This window comes from Paraburkholderia solitsugae, assembly GCF_013177695.1.
GTDB classification, from domain to species: domain Bacteria; phylum Pseudomonadota; class Gammaproteobacteria; order Burkholderiales; family Burkholderiaceae; genus Paraburkholderia; species Paraburkholderia solitsugae.
This window is the reverse complement of sequence record NZ_WOEY01000096.1, coordinates 22,190-42,712: the sequence shown is the minus strand read 5'-3', so window position 1 is coordinate 42,712 and position 20,523 is coordinate 22,190. Positions and strand designations below refer to the sequence as shown.

Genomic DNA, 20,523 nt, shown 5'->3' with positions numbered 1-20,523 from the left:
TGACCGACCACCTCGCGAAAGCGAAAGCGAAAGCGAAAGCCCCCCTTGCTATGACTCTGAACAAAAAACTAGCCTCAATGATCGCGGTCCTCTGGATCGGCCTGATCCTGATCGGCGGCTTCGGCGCATGGCAAAACCGTGCGTCGATGATCCAGGACCGCCGCGATCAACTAACCTCGCTGATCGACCAGGCCAATCACATCGTCAACCGCTACTACACCCTCGCACAGCAGCACACGATCACCGAAGACGAAGCCAAAAAACAGGCGCTCGATACGCTCGCCGCCATGCGCTATGGCAAAGACGGCTACATCTCCGTCAACGACTCGCAGCCAGTCATGCTAATGCACCCGTTCAAGCCGGAAATGGTCGGCAAGAACTTCGCGCAATTCACCGACGCGGCCGGCAACCACCTATTCGTCGACATCGTCAAAGCAGGCAGCCGCGAAGGCGGCGGCTTCGTCGACTATCTGTGGGCCAAGCCAGGCAGCAACGAACCCGTGGCCAAAACCAGCTACGCAGGTCACTTCGCGCCATGGGACTGGTACCTCGTCACCGGCATGTACATGGACGACGTGCAAAGCGCGTTCTACGCCAGTCTGCTGCGCTGGCTCATCATCACCGTGACGCTCGGCGCGATCGCCACCGTCGTCATGCTGCTGGTGTTGCGCAGCATCCGCCGCACGCTCGGCGGCGATCTCGAAGTCGCGGTGGAAGCAGCCCAACTGATGGCGCGCGGCAACCTCGCCACGCGCGTGCCGGTGCAAGGGAACGACACCGGCAGTCTGCTGCACGCCCTCCACACCATGCAGGCCGGTCTCGTCGATACGGTCTCGCGCGTGCGTCTCGGCACCGAAAACATCAATATCGGCGCGACCGAAATCGCCGCCGGCAACACGGATCTGTCACAGCGCACGGAGGAACAGGCCGCGGCGCTCGTCGAAACGGCGTCGAGCATGGATCAGATGACGGTCAACGTGAAGCAGAACGCGGACAGCGCGCTGCAAGCGGCGCAACTTGCCGGTCAGGCTGCGGATGTGGCCACGCGCGGCAGCCGCGTCGTCGACGACGTGGTTCGCACCATGGGCGAAATCACCAGCAGCTCGCGGCAGATCGGCGACATCATCGGCGTGATCGACGGCATCGCGTTCCAGACCAACATCCTCGCGCTCAACGCAGCCGTCGAAGCAGCCCGCGCGGGCGAACAGGGTCGCGGTTTCGCGGTGGTCGCCGCGGAAGTGCGCAGCCTCGCGCAACGCTCGGCCACGGCCGCGAAGGAAATCAAGGCGTTGATCGAAACGTCGACCCATACCGTCGAAGCGGGCGCGTCGCTGGTCGCCAACGCCGGTTCGACCATGGGCGAGATCGTGCAGTCGGTGCGCCGAGTGAACGCAATCCTCGAGGAGATCAGCAACGCGTCGCGCGAACAGAGCGCGGGCATCGAACAGGTCAATCGCGCAGTCGGCGAAATGGATCAGGTCACGCAGCAAAATGCCGCGCTCGTCGAAGAAGCCGCCGCCGCAGCCCACTCGCTCAAGGATCAGGTGGGCGTGTTGCGCGAGGCAATCTCGAGCTTCGCTTTGCCGGCCTGAGGCCGCCCCCGCTCTTTTCAGGCAGCGGGACGCCATGAGAAGAGCGGCAGAGAAAAAGAAGGCGCTCGACAGGCAGGGAGCGCCTCTTTAACACGCCGCGTCGGAGTAGACGCATTAATCGAACGAACCAGCCGCGCGGATTTTCAAGTCGACGCGGCTTTTTTGTGGCCGCCTGTGTTTGCGCTCGCGGCTATGTCTTGCGGTTACAGCCGCCTCTGCCTCTGCCTCTGCCTCTGCCTCTGCCTCTGCCTCTGCCTCTGCCTCTGCCTCTGCCTCTGCCTCTGCCTCTGCCTCTGCGTCCGCGTCCGCGTCTGCGTCCGCGAAGGCCCCCGTCCTTCAGCGAACGCTTACCACGCCCGATCCCGCAACCAGGTTAAGCCGAATTTGGCATCGCCGAATTCGGCTTAAGGCATTTTCATCAGGCCGCGCCGCTTCCGATAATGGCCGCTTTCAAACGCGCGCCCCCGCGGCAAGCTCCAATGCGGAGCCTTTCCTCTCGCGAGCGCCGCCCCACCAAGGCTCGCCGTCATGTTGCTTCACCTCCTCTACCTCGTAGCGATCGTCGCTGAAGCCATGTCCGGCGCATTGATGGGCATGCGCCGCGGCATGGACCGCTTCGGCCTGTGCCTCGTCGGCACCGTCACGGCGCTCGGCGGCGGCACGGTGCGCGATGTGTTGCTCGGCCACTATCCCCTTGCATGGATCTCGCATCCGTATTACGTTCTGATTACAATCGGGGCAGCGTCGATTGCCGCGGCCAGCGCCAAGTGGCTGCGTAACTGGCAGTGGCTGTTCGTCACGGTCGACGCGATCGGCCTGATCGCGTTCACGGTCATCGGTTGCGATGTTGCCGCGACGCTGGAGGTGAGCCCCGCGATCGTCGTGCTGGCTGGCGCGATCACCGGCGTGTGCGGCGGCATGCTGCGCGACCTGCTGTGCAATCAGATGCCGCTCGTGTTGCGCGAAGAGTTGTACGCCAGCATCGCGCTTGGCGCGGGCGCGCTGTACGTGGCACTACAAGCCTGCGACGTGGCGCCGGGGCCGGCCTCCGTCGTGGTGCTGGCCTGCGGCTTCGCGGTGCGCATGCTGGCCGTGCGGTTCCGCTGGCAACTCAAGGTATTCACCGTCGCCGATTCGGGCGGCGCAAGCTAATCAAGCTGCACGCCACGCGCGTACGGCTTTCATTCGAGGAGCACGCTCGACAGTCACGCGCAACAAGCTGCCGGCTTCGCCGGTTTCAGCTCGTGACGCACTGCTGTTCGTTATCCGCACTCATGATCCAAAAGAAGAAATCGCAGTCGCACGATCCGTACGCGCCCGTCGCGAAGAACCAGCTGCTGGCCGCGCGCCTGCCGATGTGGCGCTCGAAACTTGTCATCCTGCTGGTGTTCAGCGCGTTCGCGTCGCTGGCGGCACGCGCGTTCTGGGTGCAGGTGGTCAACCAGGACTTCTACGTCGATCAGGGGCAAAAACGCTATCAGCGCACCCTCGAACTCGATGCGACGCGCGGGCGCATCGTCGACCGCAATGGCTCGATGCTCGCCGTCAGCCTCGCGACCTACGAGATCTGGGCCTCGCCCAAGCTGCTCGACGAAGCCTCGTTTGCGCCGCTTTCGAAGCTGCTCGACCTGCCGCTGGCGGAACTGCGCAGGCGTCTGAACGGCGACAAGACCTTCGTGCTGCTCAAGCGCCAGGTCAATGCCGACACCGCCGATCGCCTCAACAAACTGGGCCTCGCCGGCATCACGCAGATCGCGGATTCGAAGCGTTTTTACCCTGAAGGCGAATCGGCGGCGCACGTGGTCGGCTTCACCGATATCGAGGACAACGGTCAGGAAGGCGTCGAACTCGCCGCCAACGAGCAACTGCTCGGCGTACCGGGCCAGCGCGAAGTGATCCGCGACCGGCTGGGCCGGGTGGTGTCCGAGACCCGGCCGCTCGTGCCCGCGCAGAACGGCGACACCATCCACCTGACGATCGACCGGCGCATTCAGCAACTCGCTTATGCACAACTGAAGGACGCCATCGCCAAACATCACGCCGAAGCCGGCAGCGTCGTCGTGCTCGATGCGCGCAACGGCGAAATTCTCGCGCTTGCCAACTATCCGAGCTTCGATCCGAACGACCGCGCCCGACTCACCGGGCGGCAACTGCGTAATCGCGCGGTAGTCGACACCTTCGAGCCGGGCTCGACGATCAAACCGGTTGTCGTCGCACTGTCGATCGACGAAGGCAAGGTGCGGCCGCAAAGCATCATCGATACCGCGCCGGGCTGGTACAAGATCGGCCCGGCGGTGATTCACGACACGTCGAATCACGGTGCGATGACCGTCGCCGAAGCGGTGCAGAAGTCGAGCAATATCGCGCTCGCCAAGCTCGCCTTGAATCTGCCCGCTGAAAAAATCTGGAACAAGTATCAGGAATACGGGCTCGGGTTGAGACCCGATCTGACCTTTCCGGGTGTCGCGTCGGGCAAGGTGCACCCGTACAAACGCTGGCGTCCGATCGAACAGGCGACCATGGCGTATGGCTACGGTCTGTCCACGTCGTTGCTGCAGATCGCGCAGGTCTACACCGCCTATGCCGGCAACGGCACGATGCATCACGTGAGTTTGCTGCGGAAAGACGGCGACTCGAATAGAAGCGCGGACGGGAACGCGAGTGCGACCGCCGCGGCGCAGTCCGAGGATAAGGGCCATGCGGTCACCACGCCCGCCACCGCGCGCGCGATCCGCTCGATGCTAGAAATGGCTGCCGGCCCTGGCGGCACGGGGCGCGCTGCGGCGGTGGAAGGCTACCCGATCGGTGGCAAAACCGGCACGGCGCGCAAACAGGTCGGCGCGACTTACGCGAAAAACCGTTACCGGGCACTGTTCGTCGGCATGGCGCCGATGAGCGACCCACGGCTGATCGTCGCCGTCATGATCGACGACCCGGCCGGCAAGGCATTCTATGGTGGCACCGTGGCCGGGCCGGTGTTCAGCGGCGTGACGGGCGGTGCGCTGCAGTTACTGGGGGTGCCGCCGGATGCCTGATCTGCCGAGCCGCCTTAGCGCGGCGCGTTATCGCTGCCCGCTTTCGCCAGCGCCTCGATGCGATTGCGGCCATTACGCTTGGCCTGGTACATCGCCCGATCGGCTTCTTCCATCATCGCGTGGCCTTGCGCGGCCGCATCGGCCGGCGTGCCGGTAATCGTGCGCGCGGCCACGCCGATCGACACGGTCAATGCGATGCGTTCGCCGTGGTCGTCCTGCAAATCCAGCCTTTCAACAGCCAGCCGCACGCGCTCGGCGACCGTCAGCGCATCGGTCCGATCGCCTTGCAACAGCGCGGCAAACTCTTCCCCGCCGTAACGCGCCACGCTATCGCCCAGACGCACCTGCTGCCGCACACAGGCCGCTACCGCCGCCAGAGCGCGGTCGCCAGTCTGATGTCCGTAGGTGTCGTTGATACGCTTGAAGCTGTCGATATCGATGAAAAGACACGCGACCGGCACGCCATACCGGACGGCACGCATGATCTCCTCGCGCAGCCGTTCATCGAAGTAGCGGCGATTGGCGAGGCCGGTCAGCGAATCGGTCATACCGAGTTGCTTGAGCCGCTCGCGATGCGCGACATTGTCGAGACTCGCCGTGACGATGCTCGCAAAGCGCTCCAGAATATCCGTAGCCATGCCTTGAGCGAAACGGGCGGGGTCGTCGCTGCAGAGGCATAGAAAGCCGCTGACGGTGTCGCCTGCGGCAAGCGGCAGCAAGATCGCGCTCGCCGGCACGTCGGCGTCGCCGAAGAATGCGCGGCGCGCTGTTTCATCCAGCCCGCTCAGCTTGCCCAACCACGGCCGCCCCTCGTCGCATAGACCAAGGGCGGCGAGCCCCCCTTCGCGTGAGGTTCTCAGATTGGGCTGGCCGAGTGCATCCAGAGCGTCCGGCTCAAGGAGTTCGAGCAGCATCGGCGCGCGGTCGTCGAGCCACAACATCACGCTCGCCAGCGAGAACGCTTGCGGCAGATGGCTGAACAGCGTGTCGAGAAACGACGCGAAATCCTGCGCGCCGATCAACTTCAACTCGACGTTCTGAAAGCGGCGCAGCGTGCGCTCGTTGTGCTGCACGGTATCGACGAGCGAGCGAAGGCGGTCGGAAAGCGGCGTTTGAGCGAGATTCGTCACGTTATCAAGGATGCGGGCCCGGAGGCGAAGCGGGGTCGGCGGCCCCAACCGCTTTAATAACGGCCAATTCCGCGAGGTCTTGAGGGTTGGATCAGCGCGCACGCAAAACAGCGCTTTAACGGTGCGATCACGCAGAGGGATCACGCGCGGGAATTTTGAGCGCGATCTTAAGTTTGGCTTAATTCTTACCTGTAACTATGGCGCACAACATCCCCTGTTGAGCCGCCAGAACATCGGCGGCGCTTTTTTTCTCCAGGGGTGTCGCCGACGCGCCGATAGATGGACAGCATGCCTGCGAAAGAAGGAGTCAAACGATGGTGGAAGACACGGTATTCGAGCATTTGCGCGCGATGCCCGGCAACGAATGGGTGCGCCAGATCCACTCGTGCAAGGTCTCAGACCCCTTGCAACCCCCATGGGGACGCTCGTACAGACTCGTCGAATGGACCATGAAGCACACCCCGGAATCGAGCCGCCGCGTGGTGCCCGCGGAAAGCACACCACTCGAAATTGCCCAGGCGGTCGTGTCGCACATTCCGGGGCGCCGCTTCTGCCAGCAGAGCGACGACTAATCGCGCAACCGCAACCCGCCCTCAGCTTTTTGCGCGCTTCGCCACTTCTTCCTGAAACAGCGCGATTTCTTCCGCAGCGGCTTTTGCAACACTCGGCCGCTGCATCAACCGCTTGTAGTAAGCAGCAACCGCCGGCCATTCCGACAGATCGATGCCGCCATACTGCGCCCAGTTCAACACGGTGACCAGATAGGCGTCGCCCACGCTGAACGCGTCGAGCAAATACTCGTTTTGCGCCAGATGATCTTGCAGAACGCCCAGCCGCAACGCGGCCTTGTCGCGTGCATAGCGCTTCACGTCTTCCGGTGCGCGCGCATCGAGTAGTGGCACGAACACCCCCTTGTGCAACTCCGTGCTGATAAAACCCAGCCATTGCTGCAGCCGCGCGCGCTGCGCCGTACCCGCGGCGGGCGCAAGCCGTGCGGCCGGAAAATGATCGGCCACATACGGCAGGATCGCCGTGTTTTCGGTCAACAGCCAGCCTTCGTCCGTACGCAGCACCGGTACCTGCCCGAGCGGACTGATCGGATAGAAGTCCGAGCCGTCCGACAACTTTTTCGACTTCGTGTCGACCTGAATGTACCCAGCCTGTGCCCCCGCCTCGTACAACGCGATTCGGGTGGCCAGTGAACAAGCGAGCGGCGAGAAGTACAGATCCATGGGGAATCCCCTGTCGTTGGTGTTTTTGTACTATATTGCATTTAAATCATTTCAGCCATATTTTTATGCCGACCAGTACAAAAAAAGAAGTCCGCCCTCGCGGCCGCCCGCGCGCCTATGATTCCGACCAGGCCCTCGCCGATGCAAGAGACGTGTTCTGGCGCAGCGGCTATGCAGGCACCTCGCTGGATCAATTGAGCGCCGCGACCGGCATGAACCGCCCGAGCCTGTACGGCGCATTCGGCGACAAACACGCGTTGTATCTGACCACGCTCGAACGTTATATCGAAGCTGGCCGGCTCGCGATGGTTCATGCGCTCAGCGAAGACCTGCCATTGCCGCAGGCACTGCTGCGCGTTTATGAAGGCGCACTCACGTGGTACTTGCCCGCCGACGGCGATCCGCGCGGCTGCTTCATGATCGGCACCGCCGCGGTCGAAGCGGTGGATGACGCCGAGGTCCGCACAGCGCTTGCCGAAGGACTGCGTACCTACGACAAGGCCTTCGAGAAACGCCTCAAGCTGGCGCAGGCCACCGGCGAACTGGCAGCCGACGCACAACCGGCACTCCTCGCGAAGATCGCCTCGGCGATTTTGCACAGCCTCGCGTTGCGCGCCCGCGCGGGCGATTCACGCGCGTCGCTGCGGGCAACGGCGGTTGCGGGCGTAGCGTTGATATGCGGATAACCTCGGCTTTGCAATGCTTGACAGTCACGGGGAGCGGTTGTGCCTATGATGGGCTCATCCGCCCGAGGCGCTATGGTTTCGACATGAGCTATCCGTACGACCTGATTACCGCGACATGTCTTTTCATCATCGTGGTCTCCACCTCCATCATGCTCGCGCTCACCTGAGCGTTGTAACGCCCCCTCTTGCAGGGGTTGCGAGCCGGTCAACGCGCGCTCCGTGTTTCCGTAGAAAGACGGGATATACTGTACATATATACAGTATTTCTCGTCTGAACAATGCGCCTTCCTCCCTTCGAACCGCCCACGCTCGCCGAACTGCGCGCCTGGTGGCGCACGCGCGACGAACAGGCCATCCAGCGGCTCATCCTCGAAATCCAACGCCAGCGGCTCACGCTGCTTGAACTGCGCAACCTGATCGACAGCGGCGTCCAGCAGGCGCGCGCAAGCGACCGCACGCTGGTCGATCGCGGCGAACCCTTAATGACACTACGCATACGGATCGCGCAGGAAGTGCTGCGCGTTGGCGATATCGACGATACGCGGCAGATGAGCCGCGCCGAACAGGAAAGGCTTGCCGTGCGCACCCAGGGCCAGATGGAATACGCACGCGAAGGGCGCCTGAGACGCCAGCGCCGGAATATCTAGCGCAATCTAGCGCAATCTAGCGCAAGCACGGCAGCATGTTTCTGCGCGGCGGAATGAAACGGCGTGCAGAGGCGTGCAGATTCGTCAGCGCGTTTGCGTGGCGACGCGCAGGCCGAGCGAAATGAACAGCACGCCGATGATCTTGTTTTGCCAGCGGCCGAGCCATGTCAGGCGCTTGACGAGCTTGCCCAGCGGACGAATGGTCAGCACGATCGACGTTGTATAAAGCGCGCTCATGCCGACGAAGATGAGTCCGAGCATCGTGAACTGCAGGAACGAAGAACCATGCTCAGGGCGAACGAACTGCGGCAGGAACGCGAGGAAAAACAACGCGGTCTTGGGGTTCAACACTTCGGCGGGGATCGCCTGAAAGAAAGCCTTGGAAGCGGATACCGGTGCGACTGCCGGCAAATGCGCGCTCGCCTGCTTTTCGCGCAAGGCACGGATGCCCAGATAGACCAGATAGGCGGCACCGAGGAACTTCACGGCATTGAAGGCTAGCGCTGAGGTCATCAGCAGAGCCGACAGACCGACCGCGGCGCCTAACGCGTGGATGAAATCGCCAACCGCAATACCGAGACCGGTGAGTATGCCGGCCTTGCGCCCACCATGCACCGTGCGAGTCAACACCAGTAGCACGGCCGGCCCGGGAATCAGAAAGAGCCCTAGTACAACGGCAACGAATGTTCCTAGCGTGGAAAGATCAAGCATGTCGTCTCCTTGGTCGTGCGCCCTGTTCAGCGGACAGTCACGTGTTCAGCCAACGATTATAGACATTCGCCGATGACCCATCGACGATCCGTTACCATGGCGGGCACAGGGCCGCATGAGACTCCCATGAGGTCCGCATTTTTCGTCCACTGAAGTCTTTGCCTTGCCCACCTATACCTTGCCCGCACCGCTCTCTGCGGAACTCGAGATTCGCAAGAGCCGTTTCATCGCGCACGCGATACCGGTCGCCGACCGCGACGCCGCGATGGCCGAGTTGCGCCGTCTGCGCGACGCGCATCCCGGCGCGACGCATGTGTGCTGGGCGTTGCTCGCAGGCGGCCAGTCAGGCATGTCCGACGACGGCGAGCCGTCCGGAACAGCGGGCCGGCCGATTCTCGAAGTGCTGCGGCATCATGATCTGGACGGCGTGCTGGCCGCTGTCGTACGGTATTACGGCGGTGTGAAACTGGGCGCAGGCGGGTTGGTGCGCGCGTATACCGACGCGATTGCTACAGCGCTATTGGACGCGCCGCGCGTGGAGCGGATTGCTCAGGTCACGCTGAGCGTCGAAGTGAGCTACGCCGATGAAGCGAAAGTGCGCAGATGGATCGAGGCTGAAGGTTACGGACTCGTAGACAGTGCCTACGGGATGCTGGTGAAGATGACTGTCCGATTGCCCGTCAATGCGGTAGATGATGCCCGGCTAGCCCTGGTGGATATGACCCAGGGGAAGGCCGGGTTTTCCAGCTAAGAAGATGCACGGGATCGGCTCGCTGTTACCATGCTGTTCTGTACCGGGATGATTCAACCTGAAAGGCAACTCCTCTGACCTCGAACGCCGCTTTTTCCAGCACAGCGCCCGAGTCGCCGCAACAGAGTCAGTCTCTGCGGCCATCGCTCGGTCCCCAGCGTCCGGCCCTGAGATCCACTGTGATCAAGGGTTGCGGCGTCGTCGCACTGCCGTTGATGCTATCGGCCTGCTCCTGGTCGTGGTTCGGCCTGAACTCCCCACCGCGCGCGGCCGCGCATCCAACCGGCTGGCTCAGCGTCGCCCCCGCCAGCGATTTCGCCTACATGCCGGCCCGCACCGGCCAGGTTTCGCCGAACCGGATCGAAAACACGGCAATGACCGGCATCGTGCTAAAAACCGATATCAATGAGACCGTGCGCAATAGCATCGCAAGCAGCTTGCGGATCGCCGGCTTTCATCTCACCGAAGGCAGGAAGGTTCTGAGCGGCAGCATTGAGACGTTCACGGTAGACGACTCGCGGTCGCCGGCATTCTGGACACTGAAAATGCGCTACGTCGTGACCGATGCCGCGACCCAGAAGGTTGTGTTCTCAACCACCAAGACGGTCCGGCAGAAGTCGCCTAAATTCACCAGCAATACCATCGCCATTGAAGACACGGTCAAGCTGAGCGTCGATGCGTTGATCAGCGACCCGGGCTTCGTCGAATCGGTGAACTGAGCGGGCGGCTGAACCGGCACGGTCTGCCGATTCGCTACAATTGGGAAATATCGGGAAAGCGCAGAATCAGGGCGTCACTGGCGTCTGCTGTTCCGCGCGCCCGATTCTGCAATTCCGTCCCCCTCTCCGTGCGAGCCGTCATGTCTATCACCGCCTGGCTGTTCTTCCTGCCCGCCTGCTTCGCGATCAACCTCGCGCCCGGCCCGAACAATCTTCTATCGATCAACGTCGCCGCGCGTCACGGCTTCATGACGGCGTTCGTCGGTGGCACTGGCCGGCTGGTTGCGTTCGCGTTGATGCTGGTGTTGGCGGCGACCGGCCTCGCCGTCGTGTTGCACGCATCCGAGTGGTTCTTTCTTGCGATCAAACTGGCCGGCGCCGCGTATCTGATCTGGCTTGCCATCCAGTTGTGGCGCAGCGACGCGCCGGCCATCGATACGACCCAGCAGGACGATGCGTCGCTCTGGCGAATTGCGCGGCAGGAGTGTCTCGTGGCGGCAGGCAATCCCAAGGCGATTCTGGTTTTCACCGCATTTTTACCGCAGTTCGTCGATATCGCCAAACCGATGCTGCCGCAGTTCGCGGTGCTCGGCGCGAGCTTTCTGGTGCTCGAATGGGTGGCGATCGCGCTTTATTCCTGGGCTGGCATGCACCTTGGCAAGTGGCTGGTTCGCGCCAAGGTTCGCCGGTGGTTCAATCGCTGCTGCGGGGCGTTTCTGGCGGTGATCGGCGCGAGCTTTTTGCTGGTGCGGCGGACCTAACACGCCAGTTCCGAAACACGATATTAAGCTTACCGAACTATCTATCCGGTAACGCCTTGACTGCAAGGCATCCTTTCGCTCCGTCGAAACCTTCATGATAGCCGCCCATTGGCGCATCTATAAACGATAGCTAATGCACGGCCGCAGAAACTTTAACTATCTGCAATCGTCCTGCACCCCTATGCTCGAAGAGTGACCCGCCGCCGCGGCAAGACGAGATGCGGCATTGGGCAAACGATTTCTCATCGTCACAGGGGCGGCATCATGAAGGTCTGTATCTTCGGAGCAGGAGCGATTGGCGGTTTGATGGGCGTGCAACTGGCGCGTGCCGGCGCGAATGTGAGCTTCGTTGCGCGAGGCCCGCATCTTGCGGCGATGCGCGAACACGGCGCGCGCCTGATCATGGATGGCGAAACGTTCAGCGCGCCGGTGCGCTGCACGTCCGACCCGCGCGAACTCGGTGTGCAGGACTTCGTGATCGTCACGCTGAAGGCGCATTCGCTGCCTGGCGTGGTCGATACCATGCAGCCGCTCCTCGGCAAGCACACGGCCATCGTCACCGGCGTCAACGGCATCCCTTATTGGTACTTTTACCGGCACAGCGGAAAATTCGCCGGCACGCGCCTCGCCAGCATCGACCCGGACGGCAGCCAATGGACCCGGCTCGGTCCCGAACGCGCGATCGGCTGCGTGCTCTATCCCGCCGCGGAGATCGTCGAACCGGGCGTCATCAAGCACGTGTACGGCAAGAAATTCCCGATCGGCGAGCCGAGCGGCGAACGCACGCCGCGCATTCAACAATTGCACGAAATCATGCAGGCAGCAGGATTCGACGCGCCGATCCGCGACAACATCCGCGATGAAATCTGGCTCAAGCTGTGGGGCAACCTATGCTTCAATCCGATCAGCGCATTGACCCACGCTACGCTCGATGTCCTCACCAGCGACCCCGGCACGCGTGCGGTATCGCGCACGATGATGCTGGAAGCCAAGCGCATTGCGGATCAGTTCGGCGTGCATTTTCGCGTCGACGTGGAAAAACGCATCGACGGTGCGGGTGCGGTCGGCGCACATAAGACCTCGACGCTGGTCGATCTGGAAAACCGCCGTCCGATGGAGATCGATCCGCTATTAACGGTCGTGCAGGAAATGGGCCGTCTCGTTGCCGAGCCCACGCCGACCATCGACGTCGTGCTTGCTCTCGTCAAACTGCGCGAGCGGATGGCATTGCAGGGCGATTGAGCGCCAACGCGCGCCGCGACCTACCTCTCAGGCGCTTCAGGAAAGGATCGAACGTCACGCGTTCGATCCTCTTTTTACACCGCTATTGATCGATCGCCAGCCACACCGCTTTCGGCTCGGTGAAGTTTTCAATCGCCACGTCGCCGTGCTCGCGGCCAAAGCCGGAATCGCCGGAGCCACCCCATGGCAAGCGCACATCGGTATAACCGTAGGTATTGATCCACACCGTTCCCGCTTTCAGGTCACGCGCAACCCGGTGCACCCGGCCGATATCCGCGCTCCACACGCCGGCCGCGAGGCTATACAACGTGCCATTGGCGATACGTATCGCATCGGCTTCGTCGTCAAAGCGGATCACGCTCGCCACCGGTCCAAAGATCTCCTCCTGCGAAATGCGCATTTCATGCTCGACGTTGGCGAACACCGTCGGCTCGACGAAGAATCCGCGCTCGCCGACCCGCGCACCGCCGGTCACGAGTGATGCCTCTTCGGATCGCCCACGCTCGACATAGCCGAGCACGGTCTTCATCTGCGCCGCGGAGATCAGCGGCCCCATCGCCGTTTCGCGCGCCGCCGGATCGCCGACCTTGATCGACTTCGCACGCGCTGCGAGACGCTCGACCACTTCGTCGTACACATCGCGATGAGCCAGAATCCGCGAGCCTGCCGAACAGACCTGGCCGGTGTTGAAGAAAATGCCCGACGCCGCGGCTCGCACCGCATTGTCGAGATTCGCATCCGGGAAGATCAGGTTCGCCGATTTGCCGCCGAGCTCCAGCGTGACGCGCTTGAAGTTGCCGGCGGCGCCCTGCAGAATGCCGCGCCCCACGGAAGGCGAGCCCGTGAACGTCACTTTGTCGATGCCGGGATGCGTCACGAGCGCATCGCCAACCACCCGCCCCTTGCCGGTGACGATGTTCAGGACTCCCGGCGGCACACCCGCTTCGAGCGCGAGTTCGCCGACGCGCAATGCGGTGAGCGGCGTGATCTCCGCCGGCTTGACGATCAGCGTGCAACCACACGCCAGCGCCGGTGCGATCTTCCACATCCCGATCATCAGCGGGAAATTCCACGGCACGATCGCGGCAACCACGCCGACCGGCTCACGCAACGTGTAGGTCAATGCATCGGGACGCACCGGCATCACCTGCCCGTTGATCTTGTCGCACCAGCCTGCGTAGTATTCGAGCGTATCGATCGCGGCCGGAATATCCTGGCGCATCACCGCGGAGATCGGTTTGCCGGCGTCGAGGCTTTCGAGCGCGGCGAGCTCCTCCAGATTTGCGCGCATCAGGCCGGCGAGACGCATCAGGATGCGGCCTCGCTCGGCTGCCCGAATCGAATTCCAAGCTTTCAACGCGGCGCGCGCCGCGTGTACCGCGATATCGACATCGGCGGCGCTACCTTGCGCAACCAGCGCAATCGGCTCTTCGGTCGCCGGGTTGATGTCGACGGAATATTCGCCGGTGCCAGGCGGTAAGCGCTTGCCGTCGATCAGCAGATCATGGTGCCTGAGGTCGGTTTCAGTTTCCATCATGAGGCTCCTTGCGTGGGATGTTGCATGGGCTGGGTGGGCTGACCGGCAGCGGATCGGCCAGCGCGGCGAACTGCGCCCATGCCGCCGCGGCGTTGGGTCTGAGGGAGCGGTTGCGGCGATGCACGAGCAGCGTCGTCAGAGTCATCTCGGGGACCAGCGGCCGGCTCACCAGTGACGCGCCGGGCGTGGGCCAATGTCCATCGACAGGTAAAACGCCGATGCCGATACCCAGCTCAACCATGCGCGACACCGCCGCGACGTGTCCGAGTTCCTGCACCGGCCGTCGCTTCAGGCCATACGCACTGAAGGCGAGTTCGAGCGCGGCGCGCACGCCCGCATCGGCATTCAGCGTGACGAGCGCGCATTCCTGCAACGCGCGCCATGCGACGCCGGCTTGCCGCGCCAGCGGATGCGCCGGCGGCATCACCACATGGAGTGGCGTCGTGAAAACCACTTGCGCGTGCAACTGATCGGCGACCAGGGGCTCCGCCACCGAGACCACGCCGAAGTCCACTTCCCCCTGTTCGACACTCGCGAGCACACTGCTTTGCGGTTGATCCTTGACGGACACGATCAGCTCGGGAAACGCCGACGCACAACGAGCAAGTCCTTGAGCCACCCAGCTCGACGACAACACGGGATTGCTCGCCAGCACAACCACGCCGGTGTGTCCGTCGAAAGCGGCACGCTCCTCGCGCAGCGTCAATTCGATTTCATCGAGCAGGCGGCCGATTCTGCGCTCCAGACTCGCGCCCGCATGAGTCAATTCGACCTGGCGCGTGGTGCGGTCGAATAGTTTCAATTCGACAGCGTCTTCCAGTTCGCGCACACAACGGCTCACCGCCGACTGCGTTAGATCGAACTGGCGCGCCGCGCGCGTAAAGCTCCGTTCACGCGCGACGGCGACAAACACCTTGAGTTGCTGTAGCGAGACATTCATGACGTCACTGCCGGGCTTGGGCAGCTCACCCTATTCCCCTGACTGCTCAGGCCAACGGCCAAGCCGCGAGGTCTTGCTGCCGGCCACGGCCAGCACGCCCTGCGGCTGGTTGTGCGCTTCGATCCAGCGCGAGCGCATTGGCGCGAGGACGAACTTCGCGGAAATGCCCGCGGCGATAGTAACCACGGCGGAGACGATAAAGACGAGACTCCATCCGCCCGTGGCCGACAGCACCGAAGCAATCGGTACGAGCAGTGAGGCCGTGCCCTTCGCGGTGTACAAGGTGCCCGCATTGGCCGCCGCATATTTGCTGCCGAAGGTGTCGGCGCAAATCGCCGGAAAGATCGAGAAGATTTCGCCCCAGAACAGGAAGATCAACGCGGCGAACGTCATGAACGCATACGGATTGGAGCCGTACTGCATGAGGCCGAGCAGCGCGAGGCCTTCACCGATGAAGATCACGAACATCGTATTTTCACGGCCGAGTTTGTCGGAGATGAAACCGCACAGCGGGCGGGTTAAGCCGTTGCAGACGTTGTCGATGGAAAGCGTGGCGGTGAGCAGCGGCAAGGTCATGCCGAAGATCGTCATCGGAATGCGCGTGAGCCCCCAGTCTTTCGCGATCGGGCCGATTTGCGCGGTCGCCATCAAGCCGCCCGCCGCCACTGCGACAAACGATACGTAGATCACCCAGAACACCGGTGTCCTGATCATCTGGCCCGGAGTGTAGTCGACTTTGGTGACGGCAAACTTCTTCTTCGGTGCAGCTTGCTGGCGCAAATTCGGCTTCTTCAACAGCAACGCGAGCGCGAGTATGCAAACACCCTGCAGGATGCCGAAGAACAGGAAGGTGTGCTCGTAACCCGAGCGCGTGATCATGCTGGCGATCGGAATCACCGTGACCGCCGCGCCGGCGCCAAAACCTGCTGCAGTCAGACCGGCCGCCAGGCCGCGGCGGTCCGGAAACCACTTCAAGGCATTGCCGACGCACGTACCGTACACCCCGCCCGCACCTATCCCGGCAATGACTGCTGATACATACAGCATCGGCAAGGTCGTCGCATACGAATTGATGACCCACGCGAGGCCGGCGCATACCGCGCCGCCGGCGACTACCGGACGTGGTCCGAACTTGTCGACCAGCCAGCCCTCCACCGGCACGAGCCACGTTTCAGTGAGGATAAAGATAGCGAAGGCGAGTTGAATGGATGCTTCACCCCAGTGATGCCGCGCATTCATCGGTGTGACGAACAACGTCCATGCATATTGCAGATTGGCCACCAATGCCATGCACATCATGCCGATGACGAGCTGCCACCAACGGTTCGCCCAGAATACGCGTGCCGTGGCTTGCTGAATGATATCGTCCATGCGCGTTGTCTCCGCTTTTTATCGGGTGCAACCGGCAGTCGCGCCGCACCGTATGCGTCTCACCTTTGGGTTGTGACCCGAATAGCCTTGCCACTCGGGAATATTTAATATTTGCGTCTTTAATTCGCATTTTTTAAAAAACCGCCGTGCCTGAATTACCGCTTTTCGGGTCAGTTCTTTATTCCGATCAATTAAGCATCGGCAGTGCCTGAACTTTTCGCTGCATCCCCCGCCGCGCCTCGAATCCAAGCGTTAACCCGAGCGCAGCGCCGACAATTCCGCTTCTTATACAGGCCCATGCTAGGGTCATTGCTGAATTACTAATAATTAAAGTTTGTTACTATGTTGATTCACGTTTGTTTATACATCGGTCATGACGATGCGCAATGCGACTCTGCGGCAACTCAAGGTCTTTGAAACGGTGGCGCGCCACCTGAGCTTCTCCCGTGCCGCGGAAGAATTGCATCTGACGCAGCCCGCCGTCTCCACCCAGGTCCGGCAACTCGAGGAACACGCCGGGCTGCCGCTGTTCGAACAGCTCGGCAAAAAAATCTATCTGACGCCGGCCGGCACCGAGATGCTTCACTACAGCCGCGCGATCATTCAGCAGTTCCACGAAGTCGATGAAGCGATGAGTCAGCTCAAGGGCGTCTCCGGCGGCAAGCTGAACGTCGCGGTGATCAGCGCCGGCGACTACTTCTTTCCGCGCCTGCTGGCTGAATTCACACAGCGCTACTCGGGCGTCGTGCTCAATCTCGCCGTGCACAATCGCGAGGAACTGTTGCATCAACTCGCGACCAACCAGACCGATCTCGCGGTGATGGTGCGCCCGCCGCACGAAACCGACGCGACCAACGAGCCGTTCGCGCCGCACCCTTATGTGATCGTGGCGGCGCCCACGCATCCGCTCGCGCACAAGCGCAACATCAAGATGAGCCAGTTGGCGAGCGAGGCCTTCATCGTGCGCGAGCGCGGCTCGGACACATGGAATTCGATGGAGGAAGGCTTCGCCGGCCGTCTTTCCAATCTTAAGATCGCGATGGAGATCAAGAGCACCGAGACGATCAAGCAAGCCGTGATCGCCGGCATGGGCATCGCATTCCTGTCCGCGCATACGATCAGTCTCGAGTTGCAGCTCGGTCATCTGGTCGTGCTCGACGTCGAGACCTTTCCAGTCATGCTCAACTGGTACGTCGTGCATCGGAAAAACAAGCGCCTGCCGCCGGTTGCGGTCGCCTTCAAACGCTTCCTGATGGAGGAAGGCGCGAATCTCATCGAGAAGATCACACGCGTGAAGGAATTGAGCGTGTATAAGCAGTAGGCGATGGAAAGCCAATAAAACTTTAACTACAGCGATTTCACGGCAACCGGCGAATAAAGGCTTCGGCGGGGCGATCCCGCCATTCGCGCTGCTTGCCGCTCGACGCGTCGGTCTATTCATCTTTGACGGCACATTGCGCAGTGAGTGGCCCGTTGGCGGACCGACCCGCGTTTTTGTGCGCCCATGTTCCCACTGCCACGCCAGCCGCGGCGGTGCCGGTATGCTGCCGCGCGCACCAAGCCTGGTGCGATCTCACGCAGCACCCATGCCTGCTCTTCGTCACCGTGCCATTCGATACGCGCCAATAGTCCGTGCCGCTCGAGCGCAAATCCCTGGCAATGTCCGGCAAACGCATGCGTGTGTGAGTCGCGTTCGTTCGAGTACGCGCGATTGATCGTCAGATGCATGCCTAGCGCAACGGCAAGCGCGCTCGTCGCAAGCAGCGCAGCGAGTCCGAACGGCTGCGCATGTTCAGTGACGAAACCGTAACCCAGCCATCCACACAGCAGCAGCGCCGACACATTGACAATGCCATGGCCCGGACGCGCTGCCGCGCTCAGGTCCAACGTGCCGCGCAGTTTGCAGAATGCGATTGCGGATGTGGCGAAGACCAGCGCACCAAAGAAGACCGCCGCATAGAGTTCAATGCGCTCGACATCCGCCTGCGCCGCCGCCGACAGATAGCGCGCAAACCCGCCCGCCATGCCAGCGAGCCCCATGGCGCCGCCCAGCAGCGCAACGAGCCGCGGCCGTCGCGTCATAGCGCTACCTCGCACGCAGCGGCCAACGTGTTGCTTAGCGTGCCGATCCCGTCGATCGTGATCGTTACCGTCGCGCCGTCCTTGATCGATCCAACGCCGACCGAGGTGCCGCAGGCGATCACGTCACCTGGTTCGAGCGTGATGTCCTGTGAAATCAGACGCACCTGCTCGGCCGGCGAAAACACCATATCCGCGAGCGGATAGTTCTGCCGCTCCACACCGTCGACTGTCGTCACGAGACGCGCTGCGCGCCAGTCGAAACCGGAGACGATCGAAGGTCCGATGCAGCAGAACGTGTCGAAGCCCTTCGCGCGGCACCATTGCGGGAAGTGGGGATTCTCGTTCAGCAGATCAGCGGCGGTCACGTCGTTGACAAGCGTGTAGCCAAAGATCGATTCCGCAGCCTGTTCAGCACTCGCATCGCGACAGCGCCGCCCGATCACAATGCCGAGCTCGCCTTCGTAGACGATCTTCCCCGCGTAACTGGGCGGCCGGCGGATCGCTTCACCCGAACCGATCACCGATTCCGCAGGCTTCAGCAGAAAAAGCGGATGCGCCGGCACAGGTTTGTCGAGCTTCGCCGCGAGCGCGTGAAAGTTATTCCACAACGCGACGATCTTGCCGGGTGCGCAAGGCGCGAGCGGCGTGAGGGCACGTGTCGACAACACCGCGCCGGTCGGCACCGGTTGATCGAGACTTTTGTACTCGTGCAGATAACCGCCTTCCACCCGGCCGAAAACGACTTCACCGTCGCTCGACATGAAACGCATCCATGCATCCATACGTCACTCCTTGACCTGTCACGTTGAACGCTCAGATTGCGCCGGCGGTCCGCAATGCGCTGATCTGCGCGGGCGAGTAGCCGAGTTCGGCCATCACCTCGTCGGTGTGTTCACCCAGCAGCGGTGAGCGCTTGACTTCGGTTGGGCTGTCGGACAGTTTGATAGGATTGCCGACCGTCAAATACTTGCCGCGGGTCGGATGATCTACTTCGACAATCGTGCCGGTTTTGCGCAGCGACGGCTCTTCGGCGATTTCCTTCATCGACAGAATCGGTCCGCACGGAATGTCGTATTTGTTGAGAATCTGCATGGCCTCGAACTTGGTCTTGGTCATGGTCCAGCGCTCGATCTCGGCAAAGATGTCCTTCAGATGCGGCAAGCGCGCGGCAGGTGTCGCGTAGTTTGGATCGGTGGCCCACTCTTCCTTGCCGATTACGTTGCAGATCTTCGCCCACACCGGCGCCTGCGTGATGAAGTAGATATACGCATTCGGATCCGTCTCCCAGCCCTTGCACTTCAGAATCCAGCCCGGCTGACCGCCGCCCGACGCGTTGCCCGCGCGCGGCACCGCCTCACCGAACTCCCCGTTCGGATATTGCGGATACTCTTTCATCGTGCCGGTGCGTTCGAGCCGCTGCTGGTCGCGCAGTTTCACGCGGCACAGGTTCAGCACGCCGTCCTGCATGGCCGCAAGCACCTTCTGCCCGCGCCCCGTTTGCGTGCGCTGATACAGCGCCGTGACAATGCCCAGCGCCAGATGCAAGCCCGTGCCGCTGTCGCCGATCTGCGCGCCGGTCACCACGGGTGGCCCATCGTCGAAACCGGTGGTCGAGGCCGCGCCGCCCGCGCATTGCGCGACGTTCTCATAGACCTTGCAGTCCTCGTAAGGGCCGGGGCCAAAGCCCTTCACCGAAGCCACGATCATGCGCGGATTCAATTCCTGAATCCGCTCCCAGGTGAAGCCCATCCGGTCCAGCGCACCCGGTGCGAAATTCTCCACCAGCACGTCGCATTTCTGGATCAACGTCTCGAGAACCTGCTTGCCTTCCGGGTTCTTGGTATCGATCGTGACCGAGCGTTTGTTGTGATTGAGCATCGTGAAGTACAAGCTGTCCACGTCGGGAATATCGCGTAGTTGCTCACGCGTGATATCGCCAGCTCCGGCCCGCTCCACCTTGATCACGTCGGCGCCGAACCACGCGAGCAACTGCGTGCAGGTCGGGCCCGATTGCACATGCGTGAAATCGAGAATGCGTACACCTTCGAGTGCTTTGCTCATTTTTCAAGTCTCCTGAAGATCAGCGC

General features: G+C 62.2%; 20 protein-coding genes. 11 read left to right on the top strand and 9 right to left on the bottom strand.

Features of this window, described 5'->3' with window-relative positions; genetic code table 11:
• The first annotated feature begins 50 nt into the window (after nucleotides 1-50).
• The 3 genes from GNZ12_RS24995 (at nucleotide 51) to GNZ12_RS24985 (ending at nucleotide 4,627) form a co-directional block, all read left to right on the top strand.
• The gene (locus GNZ12_RS24995; protein WP_172314700.1) at nucleotides 51-1,592 is read left to right on the top strand and encodes a methyl-accepting chemotaxis protein; all 1,542 of its coding nucleotides are present in this window, start codon (nucleotides 51-53) and stop codon (nucleotides 1,590-1,592) included.
• A gap of 528 nt (nucleotides 1,593-2,120) precedes the next feature.
• On the top strand, nucleotides 2,121-2,744 hold the full coding sequence (locus GNZ12_RS24990; protein ID WP_172314698.1) for a trimeric intracellular cation channel family protein: 624 nt from the start codon (nucleotides 2,121-2,123) through the stop codon (nucleotides 2,742-2,744).
• Between the two features lie 122 nt (nucleotides 2,745-2,866).
• The gene (locus GNZ12_RS24985; protein ID WP_172314696.1) at nucleotides 2,867-4,627 is read left to right on the top strand and encodes a peptidoglycan D,D-transpeptidase FtsI family protein; all 1,761 of its coding nucleotides are present in this window, start codon (nucleotides 2,867-2,869) and stop codon (nucleotides 4,625-4,627) included.
• Between the two features lie 14 nt (nucleotides 4,628-4,641).
• Here the strand turns inward: GNZ12_RS24985 and GNZ12_RS24980 are convergent, their stop codons facing one another.
• Complete coding sequence (locus tag GNZ12_RS24980) at nucleotides 4,642-5,757, bottom strand: GGDEF domain-containing protein (protein WP_172314694.1); 1,116 nt, start codon at nucleotides 5,755-5,757, stop codon at nucleotides 4,642-4,644.
• 314 nt (nucleotides 5,758-6,071) lie between these two features.
• On the opposite strand from GNZ12_RS24980, the gene GNZ12_RS24975 reads away from it, so the two are divergent.
• Nucleotides 6,072-6,329, top strand: coding sequence for a DUF2866 domain-containing protein (locus GNZ12_RS24975; RefSeq protein WP_074288209.1), 258 nt, complete (start codon nucleotides 6,072-6,074; stop codon nucleotides 6,327-6,329).
• 21 nt (nucleotides 6,330-6,350) lie between these two features.
• Here GNZ12_RS24975 and GNZ12_RS24970 read toward each other — a convergent pair whose 3' ends face one another.
• Complete coding sequence (locus GNZ12_RS24970) at nucleotides 6,351-6,989, bottom strand: glutathione binding-like protein (protein ID WP_172314692.1); 639 nt, start codon at nucleotides 6,987-6,989, stop codon at nucleotides 6,351-6,353.
• Between the two features lie 65 nt (nucleotides 6,990-7,054).
• On the opposite strand from GNZ12_RS24970, the gene GNZ12_RS24965 reads away from it, so the two are divergent.
• On the top strand, nucleotides 7,055-7,675 hold the full coding sequence (locus tag GNZ12_RS24965) for a TetR/AcrR family transcriptional regulator (protein ID WP_172314690.1): 621 nt from the start codon (nucleotides 7,055-7,057) through the stop codon (nucleotides 7,673-7,675).
• A gap of 278 nt (nucleotides 7,676-7,953) precedes the next feature.
• Entirely contained in the window at nucleotides 7,954-8,322 is a 369-nt protein-coding gene (locus tag GNZ12_RS24960) for a hypothetical protein (RefSeq protein ID WP_172314688.1), read from the top strand.
• Between the two features lie 84 nt (nucleotides 8,323-8,406).
• Here the strand turns inward: GNZ12_RS24960 and GNZ12_RS24955 are convergent, their stop codons facing one another.
• Complete coding sequence (locus tag GNZ12_RS24955) at nucleotides 8,407-9,033, bottom strand: LysE family translocator (protein WP_172314686.1); 627 nt, start codon at nucleotides 9,031-9,033, stop codon at nucleotides 8,407-8,409.
• Nucleotides 9,034-9,196: 163 nt separating this feature from the next.
• Between GNZ12_RS24955 and GNZ12_RS24950 the strand changes: the two genes are divergently transcribed.
• The 4 genes from GNZ12_RS24950 (at nucleotide 9,197) to GNZ12_RS24935 (ending at nucleotide 12,506) form a co-directional block, all read left to right on the top strand.
• Nucleotides 9,197-9,784, top strand: a complete 588-nt coding sequence (locus GNZ12_RS24950) for an IMPACT family protein (protein ID WP_172314684.1) — start codon at nucleotides 9,197-9,199, stop codon at nucleotides 9,782-9,784.
• Nucleotides 9,785-9,963: 179 nt separating this feature from the next.
• The gene (locus GNZ12_RS24945; RefSeq protein ID WP_172314682.1) at nucleotides 9,964-10,503 is read left to right on the top strand and encodes a hypothetical protein; all 540 of its coding nucleotides are present in this window, start codon (nucleotides 9,964-9,966) and stop codon (nucleotides 10,501-10,503) included.
• 140 nt (nucleotides 10,504-10,643) lie between these two features.
• A complete protein-coding gene (locus GNZ12_RS24940; RefSeq protein WP_172314680.1) occupies nucleotides 10,644-11,264 on the top strand; it encodes a LysE family translocator in 621 nt (206 codons plus the stop codon).
• Between the two features lie 264 nt (nucleotides 11,265-11,528).
• The gene (locus tag GNZ12_RS24935; RefSeq protein ID WP_172314678.1) at nucleotides 11,529-12,506 is read left to right on the top strand and encodes a 2-dehydropantoate 2-reductase; all 978 of its coding nucleotides are present in this window, start codon (nucleotides 11,529-11,531) and stop codon (nucleotides 12,504-12,506) included.
• An 82-nt stretch (nucleotides 12,507-12,588) separates the two neighbouring features.
• Here GNZ12_RS24935 and GNZ12_RS24930 read toward each other — a convergent pair whose 3' ends face one another.
• From GNZ12_RS24930 to oxlT, 3 genes are read right to left on the bottom strand one after another with little or no spacing between them, the layout of a single operon-like run.
• Nucleotides 12,589-14,040 (bottom strand): aldehyde dehydrogenase family protein, encoded by a 1,452-nt coding sequence (locus GNZ12_RS24930; RefSeq protein WP_172314676.1) that lies wholly within the window; start codon nucleotides 14,038-14,040, stop codon nucleotides 12,589-12,591.
• The gene (locus GNZ12_RS24925) at nucleotides 14,030-14,983 is read right to left on the bottom strand and encodes a LysR family transcriptional regulator (protein WP_172314674.1); all 954 of its coding nucleotides are present in this window, start codon (nucleotides 14,981-14,983) and stop codon (nucleotides 14,030-14,032) included. The genes GNZ12_RS24930 and GNZ12_RS24925 overlap by 11 nt, the downstream gene beginning before the upstream one ends.
• A gap of 30 nt (nucleotides 14,984-15,013) precedes the next feature.
• Entirely contained in the window at nucleotides 15,014-16,354 is a 1,341-nt protein-coding gene (gene oxlT / locus GNZ12_RS24920) for an oxalate/formate MFS antiporter (protein ID WP_172314672.1), read from the bottom strand.
• 373 nt (nucleotides 16,355-16,727) lie between these two features.
• Here oxlT and GNZ12_RS24915 point away from each other — a divergent pair, with 373 nt between their 5' ends.
• Nucleotides 16,728-17,675 (top strand): LysR family transcriptional regulator, encoded by a 948-nt coding sequence (locus GNZ12_RS24915; protein ID WP_172314670.1) that lies wholly within the window; start codon nucleotides 16,728-16,730, stop codon nucleotides 17,673-17,675.
• 116 nt (nucleotides 17,676-17,791) lie between these two features.
• Here the strand turns inward: GNZ12_RS24915 and GNZ12_RS24910 are convergent, their stop codons facing one another.
• From GNZ12_RS24910 to frc, 3 genes are read right to left on the bottom strand one after another with little or no spacing between them, the layout of a single operon-like run.
• Entirely contained in the window at nucleotides 17,792-18,436 is a 645-nt protein-coding gene (locus tag GNZ12_RS24910) for an NAD(P)(+) transhydrogenase (Re/Si-specific) subunit beta (protein WP_172314668.1), read from the bottom strand.
• Complete coding sequence (locus GNZ12_RS24905) at nucleotides 18,433-19,218, bottom strand: fumarylacetoacetate hydrolase family protein (RefSeq protein ID WP_172314666.1); 786 nt, start codon at nucleotides 19,216-19,218, stop codon at nucleotides 18,433-18,435. Before GNZ12_RS24905 ends, GNZ12_RS24910 begins: the two co-directional genes overlap by 4 nt.
• Nucleotides 19,219-19,249: 31 nt before the next feature.
• Nucleotides 19,250-20,497 carry a formyl-CoA transferase gene (gene frc, locus GNZ12_RS24900; protein ID WP_172314664.1) on the bottom strand — a complete coding sequence of 416 codons (1,248 nt, stop codon included), beginning with the start codon at nucleotides 20,495-20,497 and terminating at the stop codon, nucleotides 19,250-19,252.
• Between the last annotated feature and the right edge of the window lie 26 nt (nucleotides 20,498-20,523).

Bases quoted from the DNA above. Each gene is read 5' to 3' on its own strand.
- GNZ12_RS24905 (WP_172314666.1), bottom strand. From the start codon at position 19,218: ATGGATGCATGGATGCGTTTCATGTCGAGCGACGGTGAAGTCGTTTTC.
- GNZ12_RS24975 (WP_074288209.1), top strand. From the start codon at position 6,072: ATGGTGGAAGACACGGTATTCGAGCATTTGCGCGCGATGCCCGGCAAC.
- GNZ12_RS24995 (WP_172314700.1), top strand. From the start codon at position 51: ATGACTCTGAACAAAAAACTAGCCTCAATGATCGCGGTCCTCTGGATC.
- GNZ12_RS24970 (WP_172314692.1), bottom strand. From the start codon at position 6,989: ATGGATCTGTACTTCTCGCCGCTCGCTTGTTCACTGGCCACCCGAATC.
- GNZ12_RS24925 (WP_172314674.1), bottom strand. From the start codon at position 14,983: ATGAATGTCTCGCTACAGCAACTCAAGGTGTTTGTCGCCGTCGCGCGT.
- GNZ12_RS24935 (WP_172314678.1), top strand. From the start codon at position 11,529: ATGAAGGTCTGTATCTTCGGAGCAGGAGCGATTGGCGGTTTGATGGGC.
- GNZ12_RS24915 (WP_172314670.1), top strand. From the start codon at position 16,728: ATGACGATGCGCAATGCGACTCTGCGGCAACTCAAGGTCTTTGAAACG.
- GNZ12_RS24940 (WP_172314680.1), top strand. From the start codon at position 10,644: ATGTCTATCACCGCCTGGCTGTTCTTCCTGCCCGCCTGCTTCGCGATC.
- GNZ12_RS24955 (WP_172314686.1), bottom strand. From the start codon at position 9,033: ATGCTTGATCTTTCCACGCTAGGAACATTCGTTGCCGTTGTACTAGGG.
- frc (WP_172314664.1), bottom strand. From the start codon at position 20,497: ATGAGCAAAGCACTCGAAGGTGTACGCATTCTCGATTTCACGCATGTG.
- GNZ12_RS24990 (WP_172314698.1), top strand. From the start codon at position 2,121: ATGTTGCTTCACCTCCTCTACCTCGTAGCGATCGTCGCTGAAGCCATG.
- GNZ12_RS24910 (WP_172314668.1), bottom strand. From the start codon at position 18,436: ATGACGCGACGGCCGCGGCTCGTTGCGCTGCTGGGCGGCGCCATGGGG.
- GNZ12_RS24985 (WP_172314696.1), top strand. From the start codon at position 2,867: ATGATCCAAAAGAAGAAATCGCAGTCGCACGATCCGTACGCGCCCGTC.
- GNZ12_RS24965 (WP_172314690.1), top strand. From the start codon at position 7,055: ATGCCGACCAGTACAAAAAAAGAAGTCCGCCCTCGCGGCCGCCCGCGC.
- oxlT (WP_172314672.1), bottom strand. From the start codon at position 16,354: ATGGACGATATCATTCAGCAAGCCACGGCACGCGTATTCTGGGCGAAC.
- GNZ12_RS24960 (WP_172314688.1), top strand. From the start codon at position 7,954: ATGCGCCTTCCTCCCTTCGAACCGCCCACGCTCGCCGAACTGCGCGCC.
- GNZ12_RS24930 (WP_172314676.1), bottom strand. From the start codon at position 14,040: ATGGAAACTGAAACCGACCTCAGGCACCATGATCTGCTGATCGACGGC.